Below are 21,391 nucleotides of genomic sequence, written 5' to 3'. Positions count from 1 at the left end.
GACCCCCTCAAACTTTCAAATCCTTAAACTATCAAACTATCAGGTCTATTGCCTCTTTCAGCGCCTGCAGGGAGATCTGTTTCAGGTTATCAAACTGCCCGGCGGTGCGCTGTGGGTTGTAATGATCTGCCTGTAGCTGTTCCATAGGATCAAGGTAGGTATACAGCGGATCTTCCAGGCCGATAAAGGAGATAGTAGTTTTAATATTATGGGCGGTGCTGCGTATGGCGGCGATGTCTTCTGTGGTAATGGCATCCTTCAGACGGTTAAGGTCTTCCGGCAGCTGTGCAACGAACTGCTGCAGCATGGTACGTTCAAAGTCTTTGTCACCTTTGGAGAGCTCATGCAGGTATTGCAGCCGGATTAATTGCTGAGAGGAGGATTCTTCCCGGGCAGGTGTATGTACCGTCAGCCACTCCGGCAGCCCTGTCTTGCCCGTGAATACCTGTATAATGCGGTACAGCTCTTCTTCCCGTATCGGTTTGGCTATATACTCATTCATGCCATAGCCCAGGCATTTTTCCCGCTCTCCGGCCATGGCGTGGGCCGTCATGGCCACAATAGGAATATTTGAATGCAATTCCTGCCTGATTTTCTGAGCGGCCGTATATCCGTCCATTTCAGGCATCTGTATATCCATCAGCACCAGGTCAAAATGTTGCTTTTCCAGTGCTGACAGTACTTCGCGGCCATTATTCACCATCTGGAAGCGCAGGTGCCAGTTCTTCAGCAGATGACGCAGCAGATCCTGGTTCATGCGATTATCTTCTGCCACCAGCAGGTGAGCGTCTTCGTGCAGCGCATGGCCGTTATGCCCATTACTATAGCTTTCCGTTACGGTTTCCGGTATAACTTCGCCTGGCAGGTAGGGCAGTGTTACCTTAAACGCAGTCCCTTTACCGGGCTGGCTTTCTACCGTAATAGTGCCGTGCTGCATTTCCACCAGCTGCTTTACAATGGCCAGTCCAAGGCCGGTGCCGCCGTATTTCCGCGTAGTATTGGCTTCTGCCTGGTTAAAACGGTCAAAGATATACGGTAATTTATCAGGAGAGATACCGATGCCGGTATCTTTAACTATGAACTGCAGCAGCACGTTGTTATCCGTTGCGGGCAGCTGGTTAATCCGGATACTTACTGAGCCGGTGTTAGTAAACTTAATGGCATTGTTGGTAAGGTTTACCAGCACCTGGGTAAGGCGCAGTACATCACCGTAAAGTAAGTCGGGAATATGCTCTTCTATCTGAACAGACAGGCCCAGGTGTTTTTCCGCTGTTTTGTGCTGGAACATGGTCTGCAGGGAATGCAGGGTGCTACGCAGGCTGAAAGACACTGGTTCCAGGCGCATCATGCCTGATTCTATCTTGGAAATATCCAGTATATCGTTGATGATATCCAGCAGGTTCTCGCCGGCGCTCTGGATGGCCCCCACGTATTCCTTTGACTTTTCGGTGAGGGGTTGCCCCTGCAGCAGGCGGGTAAATCCCAGTACAGCGTTCATTGGTGTACGTATCTCGTGGCTCATGTTGGCCAGGAACTGCTCTTTAATGGCAGACAGTTTGCGCTCCTTTTGTTGTGACTCGTCCAGTGCATCTATCAGCTGTTCCTGCCGGTGAATACGGCTGATGATATATAAGAATCCCAGCAGGCTGGCCAGGCAGGCGCAGCATACCAGGATGGTGCCCCAGTTCTGGGCTTTTTGGCCGCTGCTGTCTATCACATGCACTGCCCGGTTCACCGCTGCTTCCCGGGTGCTGTCCAGCGAGTGTAAGATGATATTGATCGCTTCTGTTAAGCGCCGTCCCTTCTGATTGTTGATCATCCTTTCTGCGGCATGCTTGCCCTGTCCGTAGAAAGTATCCAGCACCTGCACGTTGAAGTTATTCTTTTCATCCACCAGGTAGCCCAGCTGGGTCAGCAGCTTTTCTGTGCTGTCATCCAGCATCATCTTGCTGATAGTGTTCAGGTCAGAACGTATAGTGGCAATTTCTCCCTCTATGCCCGTTATGTGCAGCGTATCCTGTGAGATAACTGTACCTCTTACCTTGCTGTCGGTACGGGCCATGTCGGTCTGCAGTTTCTGCAGCTCGTTCTTGACATTCAGTTCCTGCAGCAGCTGTTCATTGCCGGAAATCAGGATGCGGATATGTTTGGAGGAGTTGAACTGCAGTACGATGAACAGGATCATACCCGTCAGGAAAAGGCCCAGTAAGTAGTATTTGATCCGTTTTGACTGCATGACTTGTAAGTAACACCTTTGCTGAAAGGCGATTCTAAATTACGACTTTAACAGCATGATCTGATGCCTGGCAGCATCCTGTCTTTGCCGGGAAAAATAAAATCCGGTCCGATACGAACATCGGACCAGATGGTTTCCGTTTAACGTACTAGTACATTAAACTTATGGTGCTTACCTCAACGAGCCTTACGCTTTGGGAGCTGTTGCTGATTTACTTTTTGCCTGGGCAGCGTGATGTTTGCCATGAGCCTTATGGGTGCTTTTCTTCTGTGTGGCACTGGCTTCTTTCTTGGTTTCCTGTTTTACTGATTTAGCGGGTGTGCTGTTGGCAAATGCCCTTGCTCCAACGAATAACATTGCTGCGGCCATCAGTATTCCTAATTTTTTCATTGTTTTAATTTTTGATAAGTGATCAAATGATTAACAACCCAAAGGTAGGGCGGGCAGGCAGGCGCTTACGGTGTAAATGGCCCAAAAGGCGGTAGCTGTCGTTGGAAAAGGTAAAAGTGTAGGTGAAGGGTCAGAGCAGGTTCAGGCGGTTGTTCAGCTGGCCCCTGTAGGCGTCTGCAACCGGGATGGCGTTGTGCTGCATGGCAATGGTGCCGTCCTCTATAGATTCTATTTTGTCCAGTGCAACAATATAGGATCGGTGTACGCGCATGAAACGGCTGGCGGGTAGTTTTTCTTCTACCGATTTCAGCGTGGTATGTATGGCGTGGAACTTCTGCGCGGTGTGCAGCTTCACATAATCGCCCATGGCTTCCAGGAAAAGGATCTCATCCATCCGGATGCGTTTCAGTACGCCGCTGTCGCGGATAAATACAAACTCGTTATCACCTACCTGCAGTTCACGTCCGTTGCTGTCCTGTATTTCTTTTACTTTCTCCACGGCCTGTATAAAACGGGCGGGACTTACAGGTTTAATGAGATAGTCGGCTACATTCAGCTCAAAGGCTTCTACCGCATAGTCTTTCTTAACGGTGGTGAAAATGATCAGCGGCCGTTTTTTGCCCAGGTTTTTGGTCAGTTCAATACCGCTCATGCCGGGCATTTCTATGTCCAGCAGCAAAAGGTCTATTTTTTCTTTCTGGAGAACGTTGTAGGCTTCAATGGCGCTGCTGCATTCGGCGACAACCTGCAGGCCGTTCACATGACTGGTCAGTTGTTTCATGGCCGTACGGGCCAGCTTGTTGTCGTCTACGATCAGGCAGTTCATGGCTGCTAAGGTAGAAAAAAAAGTCCATGATTAATGGTCCATAGTCCATAGCCTGTCAGGCCTGATAAGCCAGCCAAACCAGCCTGACATGCTATGGACCATCGGCCATGAACTTCCCAACTAATCCTTCAGTTTCAGGAATGCTTTCACTTCGTTATAGTTGTTCCAGTTGACGGTCTGTTTTGTACGCGCTGCCACGCCGCCGGGTATCAGTACATACCGGTATTGCTGGTATTTAAGCCCGTCACCATCGTCTATATAAGTGCCTACATTAACATTGGAGGTCAGGAATATGGAGCCTGCGGCAAAGTCCACATTGATATTGATACCATTATACACGGAGAAATAGGGTAGTGGCACAATATTAGGATCCGCAGCGTTGTTCAGGTTAATGTATACTTTAATTTCGCCGGTATTCAGGATCTCATTGGTAAGCTTGGGCGCGTCAATGCCGCCGAAGGAGATAAAGGTGGTGTCGGTGATATCATTGGGGTTCACGCTGAATGTGTCCAGGTAGGCTACATCCAGCCACTCTGAATAGATCACGTTGGCAACGCCGGTATCCCCTTTTTCACCTGCCGGTCCTCCCGGACCTGCGGGGCCTGCCGGTCCTGCCGGTCCTGCCGGGCCCTGATCACCCGCGGGGCCCTGGGAGCCATCTTTACCGCAGGATGCAATAAGCAGGGCGGCTGCCATTACCAGTAGATACAAATAACCTGCACCATTGCGAAAGAGCTTTGAGCTGTTGAGAAGTTGTTTCATATAGTTTTCGGTTTTTATAATTAATAATGACTAATTACAGTTTACGCATTACAGGTTCCGCATACTACCAGGACACCTGTGCACTAATTATTAATTATCATCGCTCCCACGTGATCCACGACCTCGCGTCCCTGGCGCTTACCATATCATAGCGGCTGTTGCCAGTCTGTACCAGGTAAAAGCCATTGGCATCGGCCAATACAGTATTGGTGTTATTGAATGCAGTGGTGGCAGCTACCGGAACATCGCCCAGCGTACCATAGATCCGGAAGATGATCCGCCCGTCTGTTGTGAACAGCGGCGGCATCCAGGCAGAACCAAAGTCCAGCGAAAGTCCGCCTTGTGCCTGGGATACATAACCCTGCAGGTCATAGGTTACGCCTGCCTGGCTGCCGAAAGCCGGCCAGAACAGCAGAAAGGCAAAGCCTGGAATGCTCCTTACATGAAAGGCATCGTCCACGCCGTTCACATGAAAGCCTTCGAGCGATACCCAATAGCTGTCCTGCTGGTACACGGTCTGCCACCAGCGTGTGGGCGCGTCCAGGTCTGGCTTTACCGGTTTGGTGGCGCCGCTGATCGTAGCAGGGAGGTCATCGTTCACGCTTACACGCATCACGCCATTAGTGGCATCCCAGCCATTGCTGCTGATAGTGTTAATACCGGCGTTACCGTTATTCAGCGGTCTTGCCAGTACCAACCCTTTGCTGTCATAATAATAGGCGCTGGTAAAGCTGTGCATGGCGCCTGCGCCGTCTGTCCATAAAAAGGTAATGCTGCGGGCCAACTGGTTAAAATGGATCTCATAGGTAGTGCCATTCACCGGCAGACGCTTAAAATATTCCAGGATGCGGCTCATGTACTGGAAGGACAGCGCATTACGCCATTCGCCGTTTTGCCAGGCGCCAGCATCTGCCTGCGTGGCTTTGTACAGCGTTACCCGGGTGTTGTTAAAGCGGCCGGTCAGCAGGATGCTGTCTGCCGCTACGGTATCAATGGAGTATTCAAAATCCCCTTTTAAACCTTCTCCGTATTCGCCGCCGTTCACAACTGCATCAGGGTCTGACAGTATGTGCAGGTAGGAATAGGTGTCAAAAATTAGTGCAGGCTGTTGCAGGGCTTTCAGGCGGTAGCTGCTTTCACGCGCCGTACCGGCAGTAGTTGTATCAATATCTGCGTACATGCTTACCCGGTTGCCTTCATTGAACCTGAAATGGAACTGGAAGATGCTGCCCGTGCTCGTCACTATCCTGGCATTCCATCCGTATGCGGCTCCCTTTAAGGCTGTGTCAGCCTTAGCGATCGCCTCGTTGATCCGCACATCGGGCGCCTGGTCAAAGACGCTGTCATCATCTTTGCTGCAGCCGGAGAAAATAAGCAGCGCGAGTATAAAAAATATAAGTGTGTTCCTCATTTGTTTCATTTTTTGTTTGAAGGTTAGCGCGTTTGAATGTTTCAGCTGCTCATGGAGTGTTGAAGTTGTGCGCTTATACCTTCAGGCGTTTTAACTTTCTAATCACCTGATCAGTTGTACAATGGACGCCCTCGTACGGGCCTGCAGGTTATAGAAATCAATGTTCCAGGTATCCTTGAAATAATTGACAACGATGGTCTCTTTCTGCCGCAGCCTGTTTTTGGCTTCTTCCGCAGTAATGCCATTGGGACTGGTGCCGGTGATGCTGTTCACGATCACGTCAAAACCGCCTTTGCCTTCAGTCAGCATCATCGATATCATCTCAACAAAATCCTCGTCTGGCGCCGCCATTGCGTAGGCGGTTACAAAGCCATCTGCCCGTGCTTCCGCATCTGATACGTTGTTCCAGTTGGAGGTATACATCCCTACAGAGATCCGTTTGAAATCAGGCGTATAGAGCACCGTCTGGTGCAGGATGTGGCCAAACTCATGTTCAATTGTATGGAACATCTCTTTTACATTCAGGGAATCCTGCGGCACATAATCGCTCATGCCCCTGATCCGGAAATCATTCAGCACGTATAAGAGTATCCTGCGCCCGCCTTCCGCGGTGCCCAGCGTAATAGTGCCGTCAGGGTTGTAGCTGGCGCTACCCACCAGCACAAAGAATTTAGGACTGTAGCGTTTCATGAACAGGTCTCCTGCTACAGCTACATAGTTATCGATCCAAACCTTTTTGATGGCGCTCAGCACAGGGATGATCTTTTCCTCTTTGGGGGGAACAAGTGTCCGGTTAAATTCCAGCTCGCCCTGGTCCCATTTGTATTTGGCGGTGATGTTAAAGGGTGTGGTAAGGCTGTCACGTATCCAGAAATCGATCGGGCCGGGTTCCCATGTATCCCCGCCAAGGCCGGGAATATTGTCTACATTTTCCGGCTGGTCTTTGCTGCAGGAACCGAGTATCGCCAGCAAACAAATGAAGATGTATATTTTCAGTCTGTTCATAATGCGTTGTTATCTTGGGTTTAGTTGTAATCCTGCCTGCTGTGCGCTTTGCGGCAGCTGGAACACCCTTCTGGGATCGTCGCCGGCCAGGTCCAGTACATTGCCTTCGGCGGTAAAGTGCACCACAGGCACGTTGTAACGGATCAGATCAAGCCAGCGCATCCCTTCCTGCACAAACTCAGCCCTTTTGAAAGAGAACAGGGTGGTGAGAATGGCGGTACGCAGGTCATTGGTGCCGTAGAAGTTCCTGAGCCGGCTGGCAGTAATGGTATGCTGGGCGGCATCGTAATTCATGATGCGCGTACTGGCATAGGTATTCAAATCTGCAATGGCGGCGGTGGTGTTATTCAGGAAAGCATTGGCCTCTATTCTGTTAAAGAGTACTTCTTCTGTAGTAAGCAGCGGTACTACAACATATCCCACTCCGATATCTGAATTGATAGAGTTGCGTACGACATACTCATTCACCTTTGGAATCAGGTAATTATCCGTACCGGTGGTGAAGGTCTGGAACTCAAAAGCCCATCTGCCACCGGTAACATTGTTGCTGAAGATCTGGTTGCGTATGCCGGCCGTTAAGCCATAGCGCAGCCGGAAATAGTTGCGGCCCCACCAGGAAGCCGTTTCTACCAGCAGCAGGTTGGCCGGCTCTGTGGCCCTTGCATAGCGCGCAAACAATTCCAGGTAGGTAATATTCAGGTAAGTGGTGTTCCATGGGCGCAGCACGGATACCACATTGCCGGAAGCGAATACCTGGTTGGCATGTTCCACTACTTTTGCATACTCCTGCTTAAAAAGGTAATAGCGGGCAGCAAAGGCGTGTGCGGCAGACCTGGTAAAGTGGTAGCGGGGTATTGTATAACGTTTGTCGTCCAGCAGCGGCAGGCCTTCGGTAAGATCTTTTTCTATCATATCGTATACATAGGCTACCGTTTTTCTTTCATATTGCTTTTCCACTACATTTTCGGGCTCGGTCACGTATGGAATGCCGGGGTCATTACCGGCGCTGGAGGGGTTGTACACTTTAGAGAAAACATTTACCAGCATAAAATGCGCGTATGCCCGTGCCAGTAATGCCTCGCCGCGCTGTGAGCTGTAGGCTGATCTGGGCGTGGCGGTGTTGCATACCTGTAAGGCCTGGTTGGCGGCAGCAATGGCGGCATAGCAGGCCTGCCAGTAGTATTCGGGAGAGTCCTGGTACTGATCCTGCACATCCTCGAAGTGGTAGGGATCCCTGTTGGTGCGTTCAAGAACGCCCGCCCCTTTGTCGGCCACGTTATCAGAAATAGACTCAAAGAACGACATATAATTGGCCTGGGGGTAAGCGGTGCCCAGGAGTTGGGAAACCTGCTCCGGTGTGTTCAGTTCTGCCCGGTTATCAGGCGGCTGGTCAAGGAATTTCTTACAAGCGCTGATACCCAGCAGGACGCCAAGTGATAAGTATATCAATCCTTGCTTTATCATCAGATACCTACTTTAAGTGAGAGTGTAAATTGTTTCTGAACCGGTTGTGCTACACCGCCCGCATTGTAGAACTCGGGATCCTGCCCCTTCAGCTTACTGTCAGAATAGATCAGCCAGGGGTTGATGGCGGCGCCGGTTACGTTGATGTTGCTGAGCCGCAGCCGTTGGGTCAGCGCCTGTGGCAATTGCCAGCTGAGCGAAACCGTTTTCAGCCGGACAAAATCGCCGCGCGCTACCCGTTCTGTTGAGTAGTTGTAGTTATTATACGGACTGGCGCCATTCAGCCGGGTCTGTTCAAAGGCGCCCAGTATGGAAGGTACCCTGGTGGTGCGTTCATCGCCGGGTAGTACCCAGCGGTCCAGGAACTCTTTCGGAGTAGCGTCCAGGTCTGAATATTCCGTTTTAAAGGCGGGGTAGAGGCGTATCTTATTGCCTGCCTGGTAAGTTAGAAATATATTCAGCGAAAAGGCCTTGTAATTAAAGGTGTTAGAGAGGCCCCCGGTAAATACAGGGTCTACGGGGCCTTCATACACCAGGTAATCGGTGCTGAGGTCCTGCAGGTAAACGTCTTTATTGGTTTTGCCTGTCTGGTCGGTAAACTGTGGCGTTCCTTCCCGCGTGTCCAGTCCCTGGAACCTTAGCGAGAACAGGCTGCGCACGGGGTAGCCCTGTTTATTACCACCTTCTGCTACAACCAGTGAGAAGATGTCGGGCATGTTCCGTGCGTTGGTAATTTTGTTCTTGTTGTAGCCAAAGGTGAAGTTGGCGCTCCATCCCCAGTTCTTGCGGCGGATGATCCGCCCGCCGATCAGCACATCTGTACCCCAGGAATCCATATCGGCATAGTTGGCTGCCTTGAGCATTTCCCCCCCAATGCCGGATGTTTTGATCACGCTGATCAGGTCAAAGCTCCGGCGGCTGTATACGTCCACGCTCATGTTCATGCGGTTGTCAAACAGGCTGGCGTCAAAGCCGGCGTTGGCGGTGTATAGTTTTTCCCAGGTAAGATCAACATTTTCCAGGTTTGCCAGCTGTATCACAGATTCTACTTCTGTGAGATAGGGGCGGCTGGTATTGATATTCCTCAGCACGATGGTGGAATTGGTGGCGGGCCCCATACTGGCAGTAAGGCCGTAGCTGGCGCGTATGGTGAGCAGGTTAAGCCAGTTCAGGTTTTGCAGAAAACGCTCCCGGTCTGCATTCCAGGCGGCGCCTACACTCCAGGTAGGCAGCCATCGGGCCCTGTTGGATCGGCCCAGGCGGTTGGAGCCATCGTAACGGCCGGTAGCGGTCAGGTTGTATTTAGATTTGTAGGAGTAGGTGCCGGTGCCATAAAAGGCCACGAAACGGTCATAATCTTTGCTCATGCCGTAGTAAGGGAAATTAGACTCGATCGATTCTTTGAGGATGCGATAATCATAAAGCGGTACGCCGCCATTGGCATACTGGTAGCCGTAACCGGTATTGGAGAAGTTCTGGCGGTCGGCAGATTTTACCTGCATGCCGCCCAGCAAATTCAGTGCGTGTACATCGTTAAAGGTCTGGCTGAACACCAGGGTATTGCGCACATCATAACTCAGCAGCTGGTCTTCGGTGCGGTTATAGAAGCCGCCGTAGGGCAGCACTACAACGGGTTCGGCTTCAGGATCATCCGGGTCCCTGTACAGGAAGCGGTTATTCTGCCGGATGGTGGAGTTGCCGGCTGCGCGATAGGCTTCTGCCATGTTGGAGCTTTCCCTGATCTGGTGTTCGCGGGTAGAGCGTACATACCGTAATGCCCCTACGAACTCATACCGCAGCGCTTTGGTCAGCTGGAAAGAAAGATCGCCCTGGAGACGGAGGTCTACCACATTAATATCGATGTAATTATTATCCAGCTCATGCAGGATATTGAAGGGTGCAAAATTGCGCCGGAAGAATTCCAGTTGCCCCTTTTCATCATAAGCGGTAAGGGTGCGGCTGCTGTTAAGGGCATAGTTAAAGGGGTTGATATCAAAATCACGGTCGTATTGGCCGGTTACCGGGTTAGGATTGCGTGATAAGGTGCCGGGTGCTTTCTGCTGGCGAACGGAGGCCAGTGTAGAGAAGCCCGCCATGAGCCGGTCTGAGAATTTATAGTTGTTGCGGAAATTAAGCGTGTAGCGGTGTACGCGGTCGGCCACCGTCCAGCCATTGTCTCCGTAATAACTGGTGGAGAAATAAGATTGTGACCTGTCTGTACCGAAGGAAATGGCCAGTGAATGTTCCTGCATAAAGTTATTGCGGAACAGTAAGCCGAACCAATCCGTATTGGCCAGTGCATAACGCCGCAGGAAAGCGGCTTTTGCTTCAGGCGTATTGGGCAGCGGGAAATTGCCATTGGCATCGGCGCTCATCAGCTCATACATTTTCCCGTAAACGCCATTATTGGCGCGGTCAAGAATGTCGGGGTTCAGGCCGCCTTTGCGCTCTACTTCTGCCAGTACAGACATCTGCTGGCCGGAGTTCATAATATTGTATTCCCGGTAATTGGGTTTTAGCTGGGTGCTGTAATTACCGGTATAGGTTACCTGCGGTTTGCCTGCCCTTCCTTTTTTGGTGGTGATCACTACCACGCCGTTCATGGCCCTGGCGCCATAGAGGGCAGCGGCGGCAGCATCTTTCAGGATGTCGAAGCTCTCAATGTCATTGGCGTTCAGACCTGCCACGGCAGATCCGAGCAGGGTAGTGGGGTCGCCGCTGGACAGCTGTTCGTTGGAAATGTTGATGATGTCTTCCAGCACCACGCCGTCTACCACCCAGAGGGGTTTATTATCCCCGTTGATGGAGGTCGCGCCGCGTACACGTACTTTGGGCGCAGCGCCAAAAGTGCCGGACACGTTCTGCACCGATACACCGGCGGCTCTCCCTTCCAGCATACGGCTCACATCAGCTACGCCGTTTAGCTTGATGTCATCTGCCTTGAGCGTTACGGCAGCACCGGCAAACTTTCGTTTCTCAACGTTCTGGTAACCGGTAACGATCACCTCCGAGAGCACGCCTTCCAACGCGCCTAAGGCCACGTTTAGCCGTTGTCCGTAAAATACCTGCACCTGAGAAGCCTTGCCGATGAAAGAAAAGCGCAGGCTGTCGCCCCTGCGGGCATCCAGCGAGAATTCACCCGCTGCATTCGTTAAGGTGCCCCGGTGGGTCACCAGGTTCTCTACCGTAACACCGGGCAGGGAAGTGCCGTCTGTGGCATCTGTTACTTTACCATTAGCCCTGGTATGGGGTATTGTGTCCTGGAAAAAGTTGGGGGCCATGGAACGGGCTGGGGCATAAGTTAGCAATAACGACGGTATGCTCAACGCCAGGATCATAAGCCGGAACCTTTTCATCAATCCGTAGATGTGACAATAGCTGTCCGATAAAATCATAAATGATCTCGATTTTGGTTCGTATAGTGGTCGACGATAAGCGCCGACAATAAGTTGCTTACATCACTTTGGGGGGAGTGGCTATGCTCTTAAACGGCTAATGAAATATCTCCGGAAATGCTGATCATTATTGCTTCCTGTGCTCAACGTTGTAGGCAATTTGTCCCGGTATAGATGCATATTTGAGGCCCCTTCACAGATTAGTTGATTTATTGGTGTGCTGATAACTCCATCTGCACGTTCGCTTTAATCATTCTCTATTGAAGTTAATAATTATTTGGCAGGTTTCGTTATGAATTTTTGTGTGATCGGTCGCTGCTAATGATGTGATAAATAACAAATTATTATATATTTGATATTTATAATCTATTAGGAGCATATGATGCGTTACGTTTACAGGCTGATGATGTGTTTTTTATGCGGCCCGCTGGCTGCCGGCGCGCAAACTCCTCAGGTAACCCTGAGCGAGGCCTTTCCTGAGCCTTCTGCGGATGGCTGGGATAAACTGGTATTACTACCCAGCGGTAACACCTGTTATCTTCATCTTGATAAGAATGATGGGATCACTGTAACCCTCTATAATGAGAAGAAGGAACGGGTGGTATCAGAAAAGATCAGCGGCAAGCAATGGGATACCCGGAATATGAACGATACGGAAGTTGATGGGGTATATGAGATCAACGGACAGGTGGTTGTCTTCCTGCAGCAGCTTATTAAATATAAGCCCACCCTGTTTCGTATAGTCATAGACGGCGCCACCGGCCAACTGGTGCAGGAAGATAAGCTGGGGGAACTGCCAACTGTATTGCACCGCGACGCCTTTGCCCTGGAAAACCTGGCCTCACACGATTGTTATGTGGCCAAAGATCCTGCCAGCGGCCACTATGCCGTAGCCCTTTTTGCAGGAGGCGAATTGTCTCGCAAAGAGAACGCGGCCGAAAGGGTGCAGGTTATGCACTTTTCGCCCAAACACGAACTGCTGAACCAGGCCTATTATAATCTGCCGGACAACGCCTATTCTTATTTCAACTTCCTGGATATGGCCGTGAATGGCGCGGGCAGCGTGTACCTGTGCACGGTAGGTTTCAACACCAAACGCTCGGGCGACGCGCCACAATCGCAGGTGCTGGTGTCTGTGCTCCGGGCGGGTCAACAGGCTTTTACCCACCAGACGCTGGACTATACCGCTAATTTTGGCGGGGCCTATGCCGACCTGCAATGGGCGCCGGCCGCCAACCGCCTGCAGCTGTTCCTGGCAGCGGCACCGGAGCCGAAGTCCAAACCGGAGGAGCGCCACCTCTTTATGAACTACCTGGATCCGGTAAGCTGCAGCCTGCAGCACCAACGGCCCCTGGCCCCGGAGCTGACGGCCAATAATGCGCAGCCGCAGCTGCTCACCATGGCGGCAGACGGTAGCTTGTTGCTGCAGTTAGAACAGATGCAGCAGTTCACCCAGGGTAAGAACGTGTATAATATGCTGCATACCAACCTGAATGACATCCGCGTTTGTAACATAGACCCGCAGGGCAATGCCGATACCGGGTATGTGATCCCCAAAATGCAGATCGCCAACGGCGCTTTTGGGCCGCTCTACCTGCAGCGCAAGAACAGGGGCACCTGGGTGTTCCGTAACCGGGTACCTGCGCTGAACACCACGCCTTACCTCTCATTTGATCTGATACATACCAGCCATGGCGACTATACGCTGTTCAATGATTATATTCAGCACCTTGACAGGGGCGGTACTTTTGAGAATAAAAAGCCCCTGCGCTACCTGGTAGAAGCGAATACCGTGTGTTATTATTTTGACAAGGGGAAAGGGGAGCGGCTCTTCCTTTTTGGGACACCACAGACCGATAAGGCCTATTATTGTATGCTGGGGGCCTCTGACCGCAACAGCGGCGGCGGGCAGTATGCTACCATCCTGATCACCCGTACCGGTACGGATAAAAAAGCGCAGATTGCCTGGATCAGTTTCTAATTGCTGGAAAAAGACTCTTCGATGGTGTGCTGCAGGGCATTTCTTACTTCCCTGCCAGTTGCGTTGGTACTGTTGTGATGCTCTTTCAAAGTAAGCACCAGCCGGGGTGCGGCCGTTCGCCTGGGATCCGGTGCCGCTTTCCCTTTAGGGCGTTTGTTCTTTTTGTTCAAAACAGTATAGTATGCCAGTATTACTGACACGATCACCATCTTACAGGCCAGGTAAATTGCTATTGCGTTAACGACCGGGTCTTTGAGGAACATTTCCGGGTACTTTGTGGTTAAAATAGGGCAAGCACAGCAACATCAGTTCTTCATACAACCTAAGTTACAAATAATATTAAATTAAGGCAACGTTTTTGCTGCGTATTTCCAGTATCAAATACATGCATTATGACTACCAGGAAAACAACGCAGCAGCAACGTGACATCAAGCAGGTAAAACGCAGGAATGCCGCCGCCCCGGTAAATAAAAAGGCGCCTAAAAAGGAGTTCAATGACGATAAGAACAACCAGCTGGAAGGCTACGATGAAAATGAGTATGATGAGAAAGACAAGGCGGATGCAAGGCGGCGTAAGGCCTAGCTTGTTATCGTAGGTAATTAAATAATATTAATATCGTATAGCCGGCAGAGGTATTGTTAAAGTACCTTTACCGGCTTATTCTTTCCTGGGAATCCGAAATTTGGATACAGCCGGGCACTATTACGACCAATTGCCTGGATACTTTCGACACGCTGATCTTTAATGTAGTGGAAGGACAAATATCCATCCCGGAGTTCCTGCATCTTTGCACGCCCTGAGGAACATTTACCTGAAAGTAAACGGTAAGGCCACCTGCAGGCCTTACCATTTTTATTACATGGCATTGCTGCCCGGAGGTCTCCGGTTCGGGTACACTATCCTCACTTACTGATCAGCAACAACTTAAAACCGGCCGTTTTCCACTCCGGATCGTAATATGGCATCAGCATAGTGTTATTATACTCCCTGGAAGAAGACAGGTGGCGTTTTATCACAGGGTAAAGCGCATACGCCGCCTGTGTGCTCATAATACCCACACCGGCGCCGCCAATAATATCACTCAGCCAGTGACGGTTATTATACATCCGCAGGGCGCCGGTAGCGGCAGCGGCTATATACCCCGTCATGCTCAGCAATGGTTGCTTGTGCTGGTATTCAATGCGCATGAATTCCGCGGCGGCAAAAGCGGTGGCGGTATGCCCACTGGGAAATGACTCGTGATTGCTGCCATCCGGCCTTTGGGAATGCATCAGCTTTTTCATGATCTTTACACTGGAAGCCATGATCAAAGTGGAAGTACCGTAAATAAGCGTTCGGTCCGCAAAATTGTGCTCTCCTTTTGCGCCCAGGGCATTCAGGGCATACACTGCGATTGCCGGCGACCATTGCAGGTAATTGTCGACCGTGGTGGAAAAGTGAGGATGCTCTTCCATCAGCTCTTTCCTGGTGCTGTAATTAAGATCCCTTAATGTGTGATTATCCAGCGCCAGCAAGCCGTAGGTCAGCATAGCGCCGGGAACCAGGAGACCACAAAGTGTGGGACGAAAATCAGCGGCCCTTTCAGCGGGCTGTTGCAGATAGCCTGCAGTGGTAGGTAGGGTATCCAGTCTTTCGGGTAAACGCTGCGCACCTGCAAGGGTGTAGCAGCATACTCCGGCTGTTACCAACAGTAGGTGGAAGTATTTCATACAGTTGTAGGTAATAAATAAGACGGCCGTTCAGGACGCTATCTAAAGTCTCCATCTGACCACTAACAAATAACGACTTTTTATTGTATTTTTCTGATCCATAACACGAAAATCAACAAGATATATATGCACCTGACAGCAAGAGAAACGGAAAAGCTGCTGCTTCACGTGGCAGGCGAACTGGCGGAAAAAAGAAAAGCCCGGGGCCTGAAGCTCAATTACCCGGAAGCCATTGCCCTCATCAGCAGCCGTTTACAGGAGGCCGCACGCGACGGGCGTAGCGTGGCTGAACTGATGCAGTTCGGGGCAACCATCCTTACCCGGGACGACGTCATGGAAGGTATCCCTGAAATGATCCATGAGATCCAGATAGAAGCTACCTTTCCTGACGGTACCAAGCTGGTAACCGTACATCATCCCATCCGTTAAAATTTTACCGTATGATACCCGGAGAATATTTCCTGAAGCATGAACCGGTGGAAGCCAATAAAGGCCGCCGCACCGTCTCCATCAAAGTGGTGAACACCGGCGACCGCCCGGTACAGATAGGCTCTCATTGCCATTTCTTTGAAGTGAACCGGCAAATGGCCTTTGACCGTGCAGCCGCTTTCGGTATGCGCCTCAATGTGCCCTCCGGCAATGCGGTCCGTTTTGAGCCCGGCGAAGTTAAAGTAGTGGAGCTGGTAGAGCTGGGCGGCGCCAAAAGGGTGATCGGCATCAACAACCTGGCCCAGGGCATTACCACAGATGCCGCGGTAAAGCAGGCCGCCATTGAAAAAGCACAACAGCAACAATTTAAAACCCAGTTACCGTGAGCCTCAGTATAGACAGACATAAATATGTAAGCATGTACGGCCCCACCACGGGCGACCGTATACGGCTGGCAGATACAGACCTGGTCATCGAGATCGAGAAAGACTATAACGTGTATGGCGATGAATGCAAGTTCGGCGGCGGCAAAAGCGTACGCGATGGGATGGCCCAGTCAGCCACCGCCCTGCGCAGTGAAGGCGTGCTGGACTTCCTCATCACCAACGTGATCATCATTGATCACTGGGGCATCGTTAAAGCGGATATCGGTATTAAAGATGGCCGGATCGTGGCCATTGGCCAGGCGGGTAATCCCGATACCATGGACGGTGTTCATCCGGAGATGATCATTGGCGCTGCCACTGAAGTGCACAATGGCAGTAATCTCATAGCCACCGCTGGCGGTATCGATACGCATATCCATTTTATTTGTCCGCAGCTCGTAGATCATGCCCTCTTCAGTGGCATCACCACCATGATCGGGGGGGGCACCGGTCCGGCAGACGGCACCAGCGCTACCACCGTAACGCCGGGCAAATGGAACATAGCACGTATGCTGCAGGCGGCTGAAGGTTATCCTATGAACCTGGGCTTCTTTGGTAAAGGTAACTGCGCCACTACCGCCCCGCTGGAAGAACAGGTGGAAGCGGGTGCCCTGGGACTAAAGATCCACGAAGACTGGGGCGCAACCCCTGCCGTGATAGATGCCTCTTTGCAGGTGGCCGACAAGCTGGATGTGCAGATCGCCATTCATACAGATACGCTTAACGAGGCCGGTTTCCTGGAAGATACCATGAACGCCATTAACGGCCGCGTTATCCATACCTTCCACACAGAAGGTGCAGGGGGTGGTCATGCACCGGACATCATCCGCGCAGCGTCCTTCCCGAACGTATTACCCGCATCCACCAATCCTACCCGTCCCTACACCGTCAATACCATAGATGAGCACCTGGATATGCTGATGGTATGCCATCACCTTGATAAACGTGTGCCCGAAGACGTAGCTTTTGCCGATTCGCGCATCCGTCCTGAAACTATTGCTGCAGAAGACATCCTGCATGATATGGGCGTGTTCAGCATCATGAGCTCCGACTCCCAGGCTATGGGCCGCGTGGGAGAGGTGATCACCCGCACCTGGCAAACGGCTGATAAGATGAAGAAACAACGCGGCGCCCTCACTGAAGACCAGGCAAAAGAGAACGATAACTTCCGTGTAAAACGTTACGTGGCCAAGTATACCATCAACCCGGCTATTGCGCATGGTATTGCGCAGTACGTAGGCTCTATTGAGCCAGGCAAGATAGCCGACCTGGTATTGTGGAAGCCGGCTCTTTTCGGCGCCAAACCGGAAATGATCATCAAAGGCGGAATGATCGTGGCCAGCAAGATGGGCGATCCCAATGCATCCATTCCTACACCGCAGCCTGTGATCTACCGGCATATGTTCGGCGCGCATGGGAAGGCACTTACGCATACCAGCGTTACTTTTGTTTCCCAGGTCTCCCTGCAGAAAGGCATTGCCCGGGAATATGGCCTGCAGAAACAACTGCTGCCTGTAACAGGATGCCGCAATATTTCCAAGAAAGATCTGATCCATAACGATCAGACACCCGATATTACCGTCAACCCGGAAACATACGAAGTAAAGGTAGACGGCCAACCCGTTACCTGCGAACCGCTGAAAGAGCTGGCGCTGGCGCAACGGTATTTTCTTTTTTAGTTTGAGTTTTGAGGTTTGAAGTTTGTGGTTCAGGGCAGGTGTGCCAACCAGGTTCACAGGTTTTGAACCGCTAACTTCTCACCCACCTCAAACCTTAAACTGCAATTTTCAAACATGTGTTGATGATCATCGAAGACGTTCTGGGCAATATTGATATTGGCGATCGCCAGGCAGACCTGCTGCAGATGGAGTGGTACGAAACCACCCGCCGCATACAGCGCCGGCATACTGCCAGCGGTCGTGAAGTGGCATTACGCCTGCTGAAACAGGGACAGCGCCTGCAGCAGGGCGATGTGGTGTATATGGATGATACCACTGCCGTAGTGGTAGATATACTGCCCTGCGAAGCCATCGTAGTAAAGCCGGCCACCATGCTGGAAATGGGTACCGTATGCTACGAGATAGGGAATAAACATTTACCCATCTTCATCCAGGATAATGAAGTGCTGATCCCCTGGGAAGAACCGCTGTTTAAATGGCTGGAAGCCGCCGGCTACCAGCCGCAAAAAAACATGCGCAAGCTCACCAATATGCTTCGCTCCAATGTGGCGCCGCATCAGCATGGCAGCAGCGGCAGTACACTTTTCCAGAAGATCATGAACTTAACAAAATCAGTTTAAGCGTTTGAAAGTTTGAATGTTTGGTTGTGACCTGCATTATCAGACATCTTCAGATCCACAAACATTCAAACGCTCAAATCCTCAAACTTTCAAACTTTCCAACATGCATTTGTTGTCCTTACTGCACCTTTCTGATCCTACTTTGCCGATAGGCGGCTATACCCATTCCAATGGGCTGGAAACCTATGTGCAGCAGGGGCTCGTACATAATGCCGCAACTGCAGCGGCTTATATACAAAGCATGCTGGCAAGTAATCTCCGTTACAACGATGCTGCTTTTGCCAGCCTGGCCTATGATGCTGCTGCCAGGAATGATCTGGACGCCTTGCTGCTGCTGGATGAGGAATGCAGCGCGCTCAAGATACCGCGCGAGATCCGCCAGGCCAGCCAGAAGCTGGGCGTTCGCCTGCTGAAGATATTCAGCCGTTACCTGCGGCCTGCATTTGTGCAGGGGTATGAGCAGGCCATACAGCAGGGGAATGCCAGCGGACACTATTGTCTTATGTATGGCATTTACGCCTGCCTGTTAGCCACGCCCAAGCTGGATGCTTTGAAAGCTTTTTACTACAATGCCGCCGTGGGGATGGTCACCAACAGTGTAAAACTCGTACCGCTCGGCCAGTTGGACGGCCAGGATATCCTGTTCCGCCTGCAGCCTTTACTGAGAGAGCTGGCATCGCTCACTATGGAGCCGGATCCCGCCTGGCTGGGCTGCTGTAACCCGGGTTTTGATATCCGCTGTATGCAGCATGAAAGATTATATTCACGTTTATACATGTCCTGAGTCTGGAATATTATGAGAAAGTATGTCAAAATAGGTATTGCAGGCCCTGTGGGTTCAGGTAAAACAGCCCTGATAGAAAGGCTGTCGCGCAATATGGCTCACCAGTACGATCTGGGAGTGATCACCAATGATATTTATACAAAAGAGGATGCTGAGTTCCTTACAAAAAACAGCCTGCTGCCGGCAGAACGTATTATCGGTGTGGAAACCGGCGGTTGTCCCCATACCGCCATCCGGGAAGACGCCAGCATGAACCTGGAGGCCGTGGATGAAATGGCGGCCCGTTTTCCAGCCATACAACTCATCTTTATAGAAAGCGGCGGCGATAATCTTTCTGCTACTTTCAGTCCCGACCTGGCAGATGTCACCATCTTTGTGATCGATGTGGCCGAAGGCGACAAGATACCCCGAAAAGGCGGCCCGGGTATTACCCGTTCCGACCTGCTGGTGATCAACAAGATAGACCTGGCACCCTATGTAGGCGCCAGCCTGGAAGTGATGGAACGTGATGCCCGGCTGATGCGCAAAGGCCAGCCCTTTGTATTTACGGACCTGATGAAAGGGGTAGGAGTGGAAGATGTGATCAGCTGGATCAGAAAATACGCCCTGCTGGAAGATATTGCAGAACCTAAGCTGCACCGATGATCAGCGAACTGAAAATAGCAACAGGCGTTCGCAAGGGTATTACCTACCTGAAGGAGAGCTATTATACCAAACCCTTCAAGCTGGCGGATATAGGGGCCTACCGGGCTGACAAAGCCCTTTGCCTGATGCTGATGACGGCCTCGCCCGGCATGCTGAACGGTGACGATTACCGTATAACGATAGACGTTAGTACAGGTGCACGTTTGCAATTACAAACACAGGCCTACCAGCGGTTGTATAGTATGCAGACGGGGGCCCGCCAGCAGATGGACCTGAGCATCGGAGAGGGTGCATTCTTCAGTTATGTGCCGCATCCCATAGTACCACATACGGATGCAGTATTTGAAGGGCATAACCGAATCAACCTCGCAGCAGGCAGCCGGCTGGTATGGGGAGAGATCCTTACCTGCGGCAGAAAACTGAACGGGGAGGTGTTTAAATTCCGCCTGTTCCATAATATTACGGAGCTGCGTTACAAAGGGAAATTGATCCTGAAGGATAACCTGATCATACAACCATCCAGGTTAAACGTAGCTGAACCTGGACAAATGGAAGGCTTCACCCACCAGGCTACGTTCATTTATGCCGATACCCGGCCCGATGCGCCGCCGGTGGCAGACTGCCTGCTGGAACTGCTGGCCCATGAACCCGATATTGCTTTCGGTGTTACTCAAAGCGCCGGTCCGGCTATTGTGCTGCGAATACTGGGGCACGGCGCTGAACAGTTGTTCAATTGCCTCCGCAGTATGGAAGAAACGTTATGGTCTGGAGCGATCTTCAAACGGCAAAATAAATTAAACGAAGTATGACCACAGAGATAGGCGCTTTACTACTTACTGCCATTACCATCGCCTGTATACACACTGCCACAGGCCCGGATCATTATATGCCTTTTATAGCCTTATCCCAGTCCCGCAACTGGTCTGTTACCAGAACCATTTTCTGGACGGTGCTCTGTGGCATCGGGCACGTAGGCAGTTCTGTACTATTAGGACTATTGGGCGTTTTCCTTGGATGGGAGTTATCTAAGATTACCTGGCTGGAAGGTATACGTGGCGGCATTGCCGGCTGGGCTTTACTTTTCTTTGGCCTGGCTTACCTGGTATGGGGGCTTCGCCGTGCTTACCTTAACCGGCCACATAAACATTTTGACCGCTATGACGATGGCTCGGTGTACGTGTATGAGCATCAGCATGGCGAAGGTCCGGTATACCCGCAGCAACGCACCAGGGTAACACCCTGGATCATGTTTATCATTTTCGTGCTGGGCCCGTGCGAGCCGCTGATCCCTTTGCTTACCTATCCTGCTGCACGGAAATCCACTTTCGGTATCGCAGCGCTGATCATCACCTTTACCGTGTTCACGCTGATCACCATGGTAACGATGGTGCTGCTGGGATACTACGGCTATTCTTTCCTGAGAACGGATAAGCTGGAAAGATATATCCACGCGATAGGCGGCGCTACGGTAACGATATGTGGGATAGGGATGGTGTTTATGGGATGGTAGGATTATTCCCGATTAATCGCTAATTTCGTCCTCCAAACCAGGAAATGGTGTCTTCCTGCACAAGAACCGTCCATTTACCGGACTGATGGCGCCTACAAATATCAAATGGCTTAATAAA

At 51.2% G+C, this 21,391-nt stretch carries 20 protein-coding genes and 1 riboswitch; of the genes, 10 read left to right on the top strand and 10 right to left on the bottom strand.

Annotated elements, in window-relative coordinates; translation table 11 throughout:
• Positions 1 to 31: 31 nt before the first annotated feature.
• The 8 genes from Q0577_RS09540 to Q0577_RS09505 form a co-directional block, all read right to left on the bottom strand.
• A complete protein-coding gene (locus Q0577_RS09540; protein WP_298735365.1) occupies positions 32 to 2,236 on the bottom strand; it encodes an ATP-binding protein in 2,205 nt (734 codons plus the stop codon).
• Positions 2,237 to 2,422: 186 nt separating this feature from the next.
• The gene (locus Q0577_RS09535) at positions 2,423 to 2,626 is read right to left on the bottom strand and encodes a hypothetical protein (RefSeq protein WP_298735363.1); all 204 of its coding nucleotides are present in this window, start codon (positions 2,624 to 2,626) and stop codon (positions 2,423 to 2,425) included.
• A 130-nt stretch (positions 2,627 to 2,756) separates the two neighbouring features.
• Entirely contained in the window at positions 2,757 to 3,452 is a 696-nt protein-coding gene (locus Q0577_RS09530; protein ID WP_298735362.1) for a LytTR family DNA-binding domain-containing protein, read from the bottom strand.
• A gap of 120 nt (positions 3,453 to 3,572) precedes the next feature.
• Positions 3,573 to 4,214 carry a hypothetical protein gene (locus Q0577_RS09525; RefSeq protein WP_298735360.1) on the bottom strand — a complete coding sequence of 214 codons (642 nt, stop codon included), beginning with the start codon at positions 4,212 to 4,214 and terminating at the stop codon, positions 3,573 to 3,575.
• Positions 4,215 to 4,311: 97 nt separating this feature from the next.
• A complete protein-coding gene (locus Q0577_RS09520) occupies positions 4,312 to 5,625 on the bottom strand; it encodes a DUF4302 domain-containing protein (RefSeq protein WP_298735357.1) in 1,314 nt (437 codons plus the stop codon).
• Between the two features lie 102 nt (positions 5,626 to 5,727).
• Entirely contained in the window at positions 5,728 to 6,630 is a 903-nt protein-coding gene (locus Q0577_RS09515) for a putative zinc-binding metallopeptidase (protein WP_298735354.1), read from the bottom strand.
• A 9-nt stretch (positions 6,631 to 6,639) separates the two neighbouring features.
• Positions 6,640 to 8,094, bottom strand: coding sequence for a RagB/SusD family nutrient uptake outer membrane protein (locus Q0577_RS09510; protein WP_366884133.1), 1,455 nt, complete (start codon positions 8,092 to 8,094; stop codon positions 6,640 to 6,642).
• Positions 8,094 to 11,489, bottom strand: coding sequence for a SusC/RagA family TonB-linked outer membrane protein (locus tag Q0577_RS09505; protein ID WP_298735351.1), 3,396 nt, complete (start codon positions 11,487 to 11,489; stop codon positions 8,094 to 8,096). The genes Q0577_RS09510 and Q0577_RS09505 overlap by 1 nt, the downstream gene beginning before the upstream one ends.
• 379 nt (positions 11,490 to 11,868) lie before the next feature.
• On the opposite strand from Q0577_RS09505, the gene Q0577_RS09500 reads away from it, so the two are divergent.
• Entirely contained in the window at positions 11,869 to 13,470 is a 1,602-nt protein-coding gene (locus Q0577_RS09500) for a hypothetical protein (RefSeq protein WP_298735348.1), read from the top strand.
• Here Q0577_RS09500 and Q0577_RS09495 read toward each other — a convergent pair.
• Positions 13,467 to 13,733, bottom strand: a complete 267-nt coding sequence (locus Q0577_RS09495; RefSeq protein ID WP_298735345.1) for a hypothetical protein — start codon at positions 13,731 to 13,733, stop codon at positions 13,467 to 13,469. The two genes, Q0577_RS09500 and Q0577_RS09495, sit on opposite strands and share 4 nt — an antisense overlap.
• Before the next feature lie 129 nt (positions 13,734 to 13,862).
• Here Q0577_RS09495 and Q0577_RS09490 point away from each other — a divergent pair, with 129 nt between their 5' ends.
• On the top strand, positions 13,863 to 14,054 hold the full coding sequence (locus Q0577_RS09490) for a hypothetical protein (protein WP_298735342.1): 192 nt from the start codon (positions 13,863 to 13,865) through the stop codon (positions 14,052 to 14,054).
• Positions 14,055 to 14,374: 320 nt separating this feature from the next.
• Here Q0577_RS09490 and Q0577_RS09485 read toward each other — a convergent pair whose 3' ends face one another.
• Positions 14,375 to 15,181 carry a phosphatase PAP2 family protein gene (locus Q0577_RS09485; RefSeq protein WP_298735339.1) on the bottom strand — a complete coding sequence of 269 codons (807 nt, stop codon included), beginning with the start codon at positions 15,179 to 15,181 and terminating at the stop codon, positions 14,375 to 14,377.
• Between the two features lie 126 nt (positions 15,182 to 15,307).
• Here Q0577_RS09485 and ureA point away from each other — a divergent pair, with 126 nt between their 5' ends.
• The 8 genes from ureA to Q0577_RS09445 all read left to right on the top strand — a co-directional run bounded on the left by ureA (position 15,308) and on the right by Q0577_RS09445 (position 21,273).
• A complete protein-coding gene (gene ureA / locus Q0577_RS09480; RefSeq protein ID WP_298735336.1) occupies positions 15,308 to 15,610 on the top strand; it encodes an urease subunit gamma in 303 nt (100 codons plus the stop codon).
• Positions 15,611 to 15,621: 11 nt separating this feature from the next.
• On the top strand, positions 15,622 to 15,996 hold the full coding sequence (gene ureB, locus Q0577_RS09475; RefSeq protein WP_298735333.1) for an urease subunit beta: 375 nt from the start codon (positions 15,622 to 15,624) through the stop codon (positions 15,994 to 15,996).
• Positions 15,993 to 17,714: an urease subunit alpha gene (gene ureC, locus Q0577_RS09470; RefSeq protein WP_298735331.1), complete on the top strand. Its 1,722-nt coding sequence runs from the start codon at positions 15,993 to 15,995 to the stop codon at positions 17,712 to 17,714. Before ureB ends, ureC begins: the two co-directional genes overlap by 4 nt.
• A gap of 122 nt (positions 17,715 to 17,836) precedes the next feature.
• The gene (gene ureE, locus Q0577_RS09465) at positions 17,837 to 18,334 is read left to right on the top strand and encodes an urease accessory protein UreE (protein WP_298735328.1); all 498 of its coding nucleotides are present in this window, start codon (positions 17,837 to 17,839) and stop codon (positions 18,332 to 18,334) included.
• A gap of 103 nt (positions 18,335 to 18,437) precedes the next feature.
• Positions 18,438 to 19,118, top strand: coding sequence for an urease accessory protein UreF (locus tag Q0577_RS09460; RefSeq protein ID WP_298735325.1), 681 nt, complete (start codon positions 18,438 to 18,440; stop codon positions 19,116 to 19,118).
• Positions 19,119 to 19,130: 12 nt separating this feature from the next.
• A complete protein-coding gene (ureG, locus tag Q0577_RS09455) occupies positions 19,131 to 19,763 on the top strand; it encodes an urease accessory protein UreG (RefSeq protein WP_298735322.1) in 633 nt (210 codons plus the stop codon).
• The gene (locus tag Q0577_RS09450; protein ID WP_298735317.1) at positions 19,760 to 20,572 is read left to right on the top strand and encodes an urease accessory protein UreD; all 813 of its coding nucleotides are present in this window, start codon (positions 19,760 to 19,762) and stop codon (positions 20,570 to 20,572) included. The genes ureG and Q0577_RS09450 overlap by 4 nt, the downstream gene beginning before the upstream one ends.
• Entirely contained in the window at positions 20,569 to 21,273 is a 705-nt protein-coding gene (locus Q0577_RS09445; RefSeq protein WP_298735314.1) for a sulfite exporter TauE/SafE family protein, read from the top strand. Before Q0577_RS09450 ends, Q0577_RS09445 begins: the two co-directional genes overlap by 4 nt.
• Before the next feature lie 31 nt (positions 21,274 to 21,304).
• Positions 21,305 to 21,375: riboswitch (Fluoride riboswitch) on the top strand.
• Positions 21,376 to 21,391: the final 16 nt, after the last annotated feature.

Origin of the sequence: uncultured Chitinophaga sp. (genome assembly GCF_937898475.1) — a bacterium.
Lineage (GTDB): Bacteria > Bacteroidota > Bacteroidia > Chitinophagales > Chitinophagaceae > Chitinophaga.
This window is presented reverse-complemented; position numbering and strand designations above follow the sequence as displayed.

Coding starts and splice junctions, on each gene's coding strand:
- Q0577_RS09540 (WP_298735365.1), bottom strand. CDS start 2,236: ATGCAGTCAAAACGGATCAAATACTACTTACTGGGCCTTTTCCTGACG.
- Q0577_RS09490 (WP_298735342.1), top strand. CDS start 13,863: ATGACTACCAGGAAAACAACGCAGCAGCAACGTGACATCAAGCAGGTA.
- Q0577_RS09525 (WP_298735360.1), bottom strand. CDS start 4,214: ATGAAACAACTTCTCAACAGCTCAAAGCTCTTTCGCAATGGTGCAGGT.
- Q0577_RS09450 (WP_298735317.1), top strand. CDS start 19,760: ATGATCAGCGAACTGAAAATAGCAACAGGCGTTCGCAAGGGTATTACC.
- Q0577_RS09445 (WP_298735314.1), top strand. CDS start 20,569: ATGACCACAGAGATAGGCGCTTTACTACTTACTGCCATTACCATCGCC.
- Q0577_RS09500 (WP_298735348.1), top strand. CDS start 11,869: ATGATGCGTTACGTTTACAGGCTGATGATGTGTTTTTTATGCGGCCCG.
- Q0577_RS09530 (WP_298735362.1), bottom strand. CDS start 3,452: ATGAACTGCCTGATCGTAGACGACAACAAGCTGGCCCGTACGGCCATG.
- Q0577_RS09510 (WP_366884133.1), bottom strand. CDS start 8,094: ATGATAAAGCAAGGATTGATATACTTATCACTTGGCGTCCTGCTGGGT.
- Q0577_RS09495 (WP_298735345.1), bottom strand. CDS start 13,733: ATGTTCCTCAAAGACCCGGTCGTTAACGCAATAGCAATTTACCTGGCC.
- Q0577_RS09505 (WP_298735351.1), bottom strand. CDS start 11,489: ATGATTTTATCGGACAGCTATTGTCACATCTACGGATTGATGAAAAGG.
- Q0577_RS09520 (WP_298735357.1), bottom strand. CDS start 5,625: ATGAGGAACACACTTATATTTTTTATACTCGCGCTGCTTATTTTCTCC.
- ureE (WP_298735328.1), top strand. CDS start 17,837: ATGATCATCGAAGACGTTCTGGGCAATATTGATATTGGCGATCGCCAG.
- ureG (WP_298735322.1), top strand. CDS start 19,131: ATGAGAAAGTATGTCAAAATAGGTATTGCAGGCCCTGTGGGTTCAGGT.
- Q0577_RS09515 (WP_298735354.1), bottom strand. CDS start 6,630: ATGAACAGACTGAAAATATACATCTTCATTTGTTTGCTGGCGATACTC.
- Q0577_RS09535 (WP_298735363.1), bottom strand. CDS start 2,626: ATGAAAAAATTAGGAATACTGATGGCCGCAGCAATGTTATTCGTTGGA.
- ureA (WP_298735336.1), top strand. CDS start 15,308: ATGCACCTGACAGCAAGAGAAACGGAAAAGCTGCTGCTTCACGTGGCA.
- Q0577_RS09460 (WP_298735325.1), top strand. CDS start 18,438: ATGCATTTGTTGTCCTTACTGCACCTTTCTGATCCTACTTTGCCGATA.
- Q0577_RS09485 (WP_298735339.1), bottom strand. CDS start 15,181: ATGAAATACTTCCACCTACTGTTGGTAACAGCCGGAGTATGCTGCTAC.
- ureB (WP_298735333.1), top strand. CDS start 15,622: ATGATACCCGGAGAATATTTCCTGAAGCATGAACCGGTGGAAGCCAAT.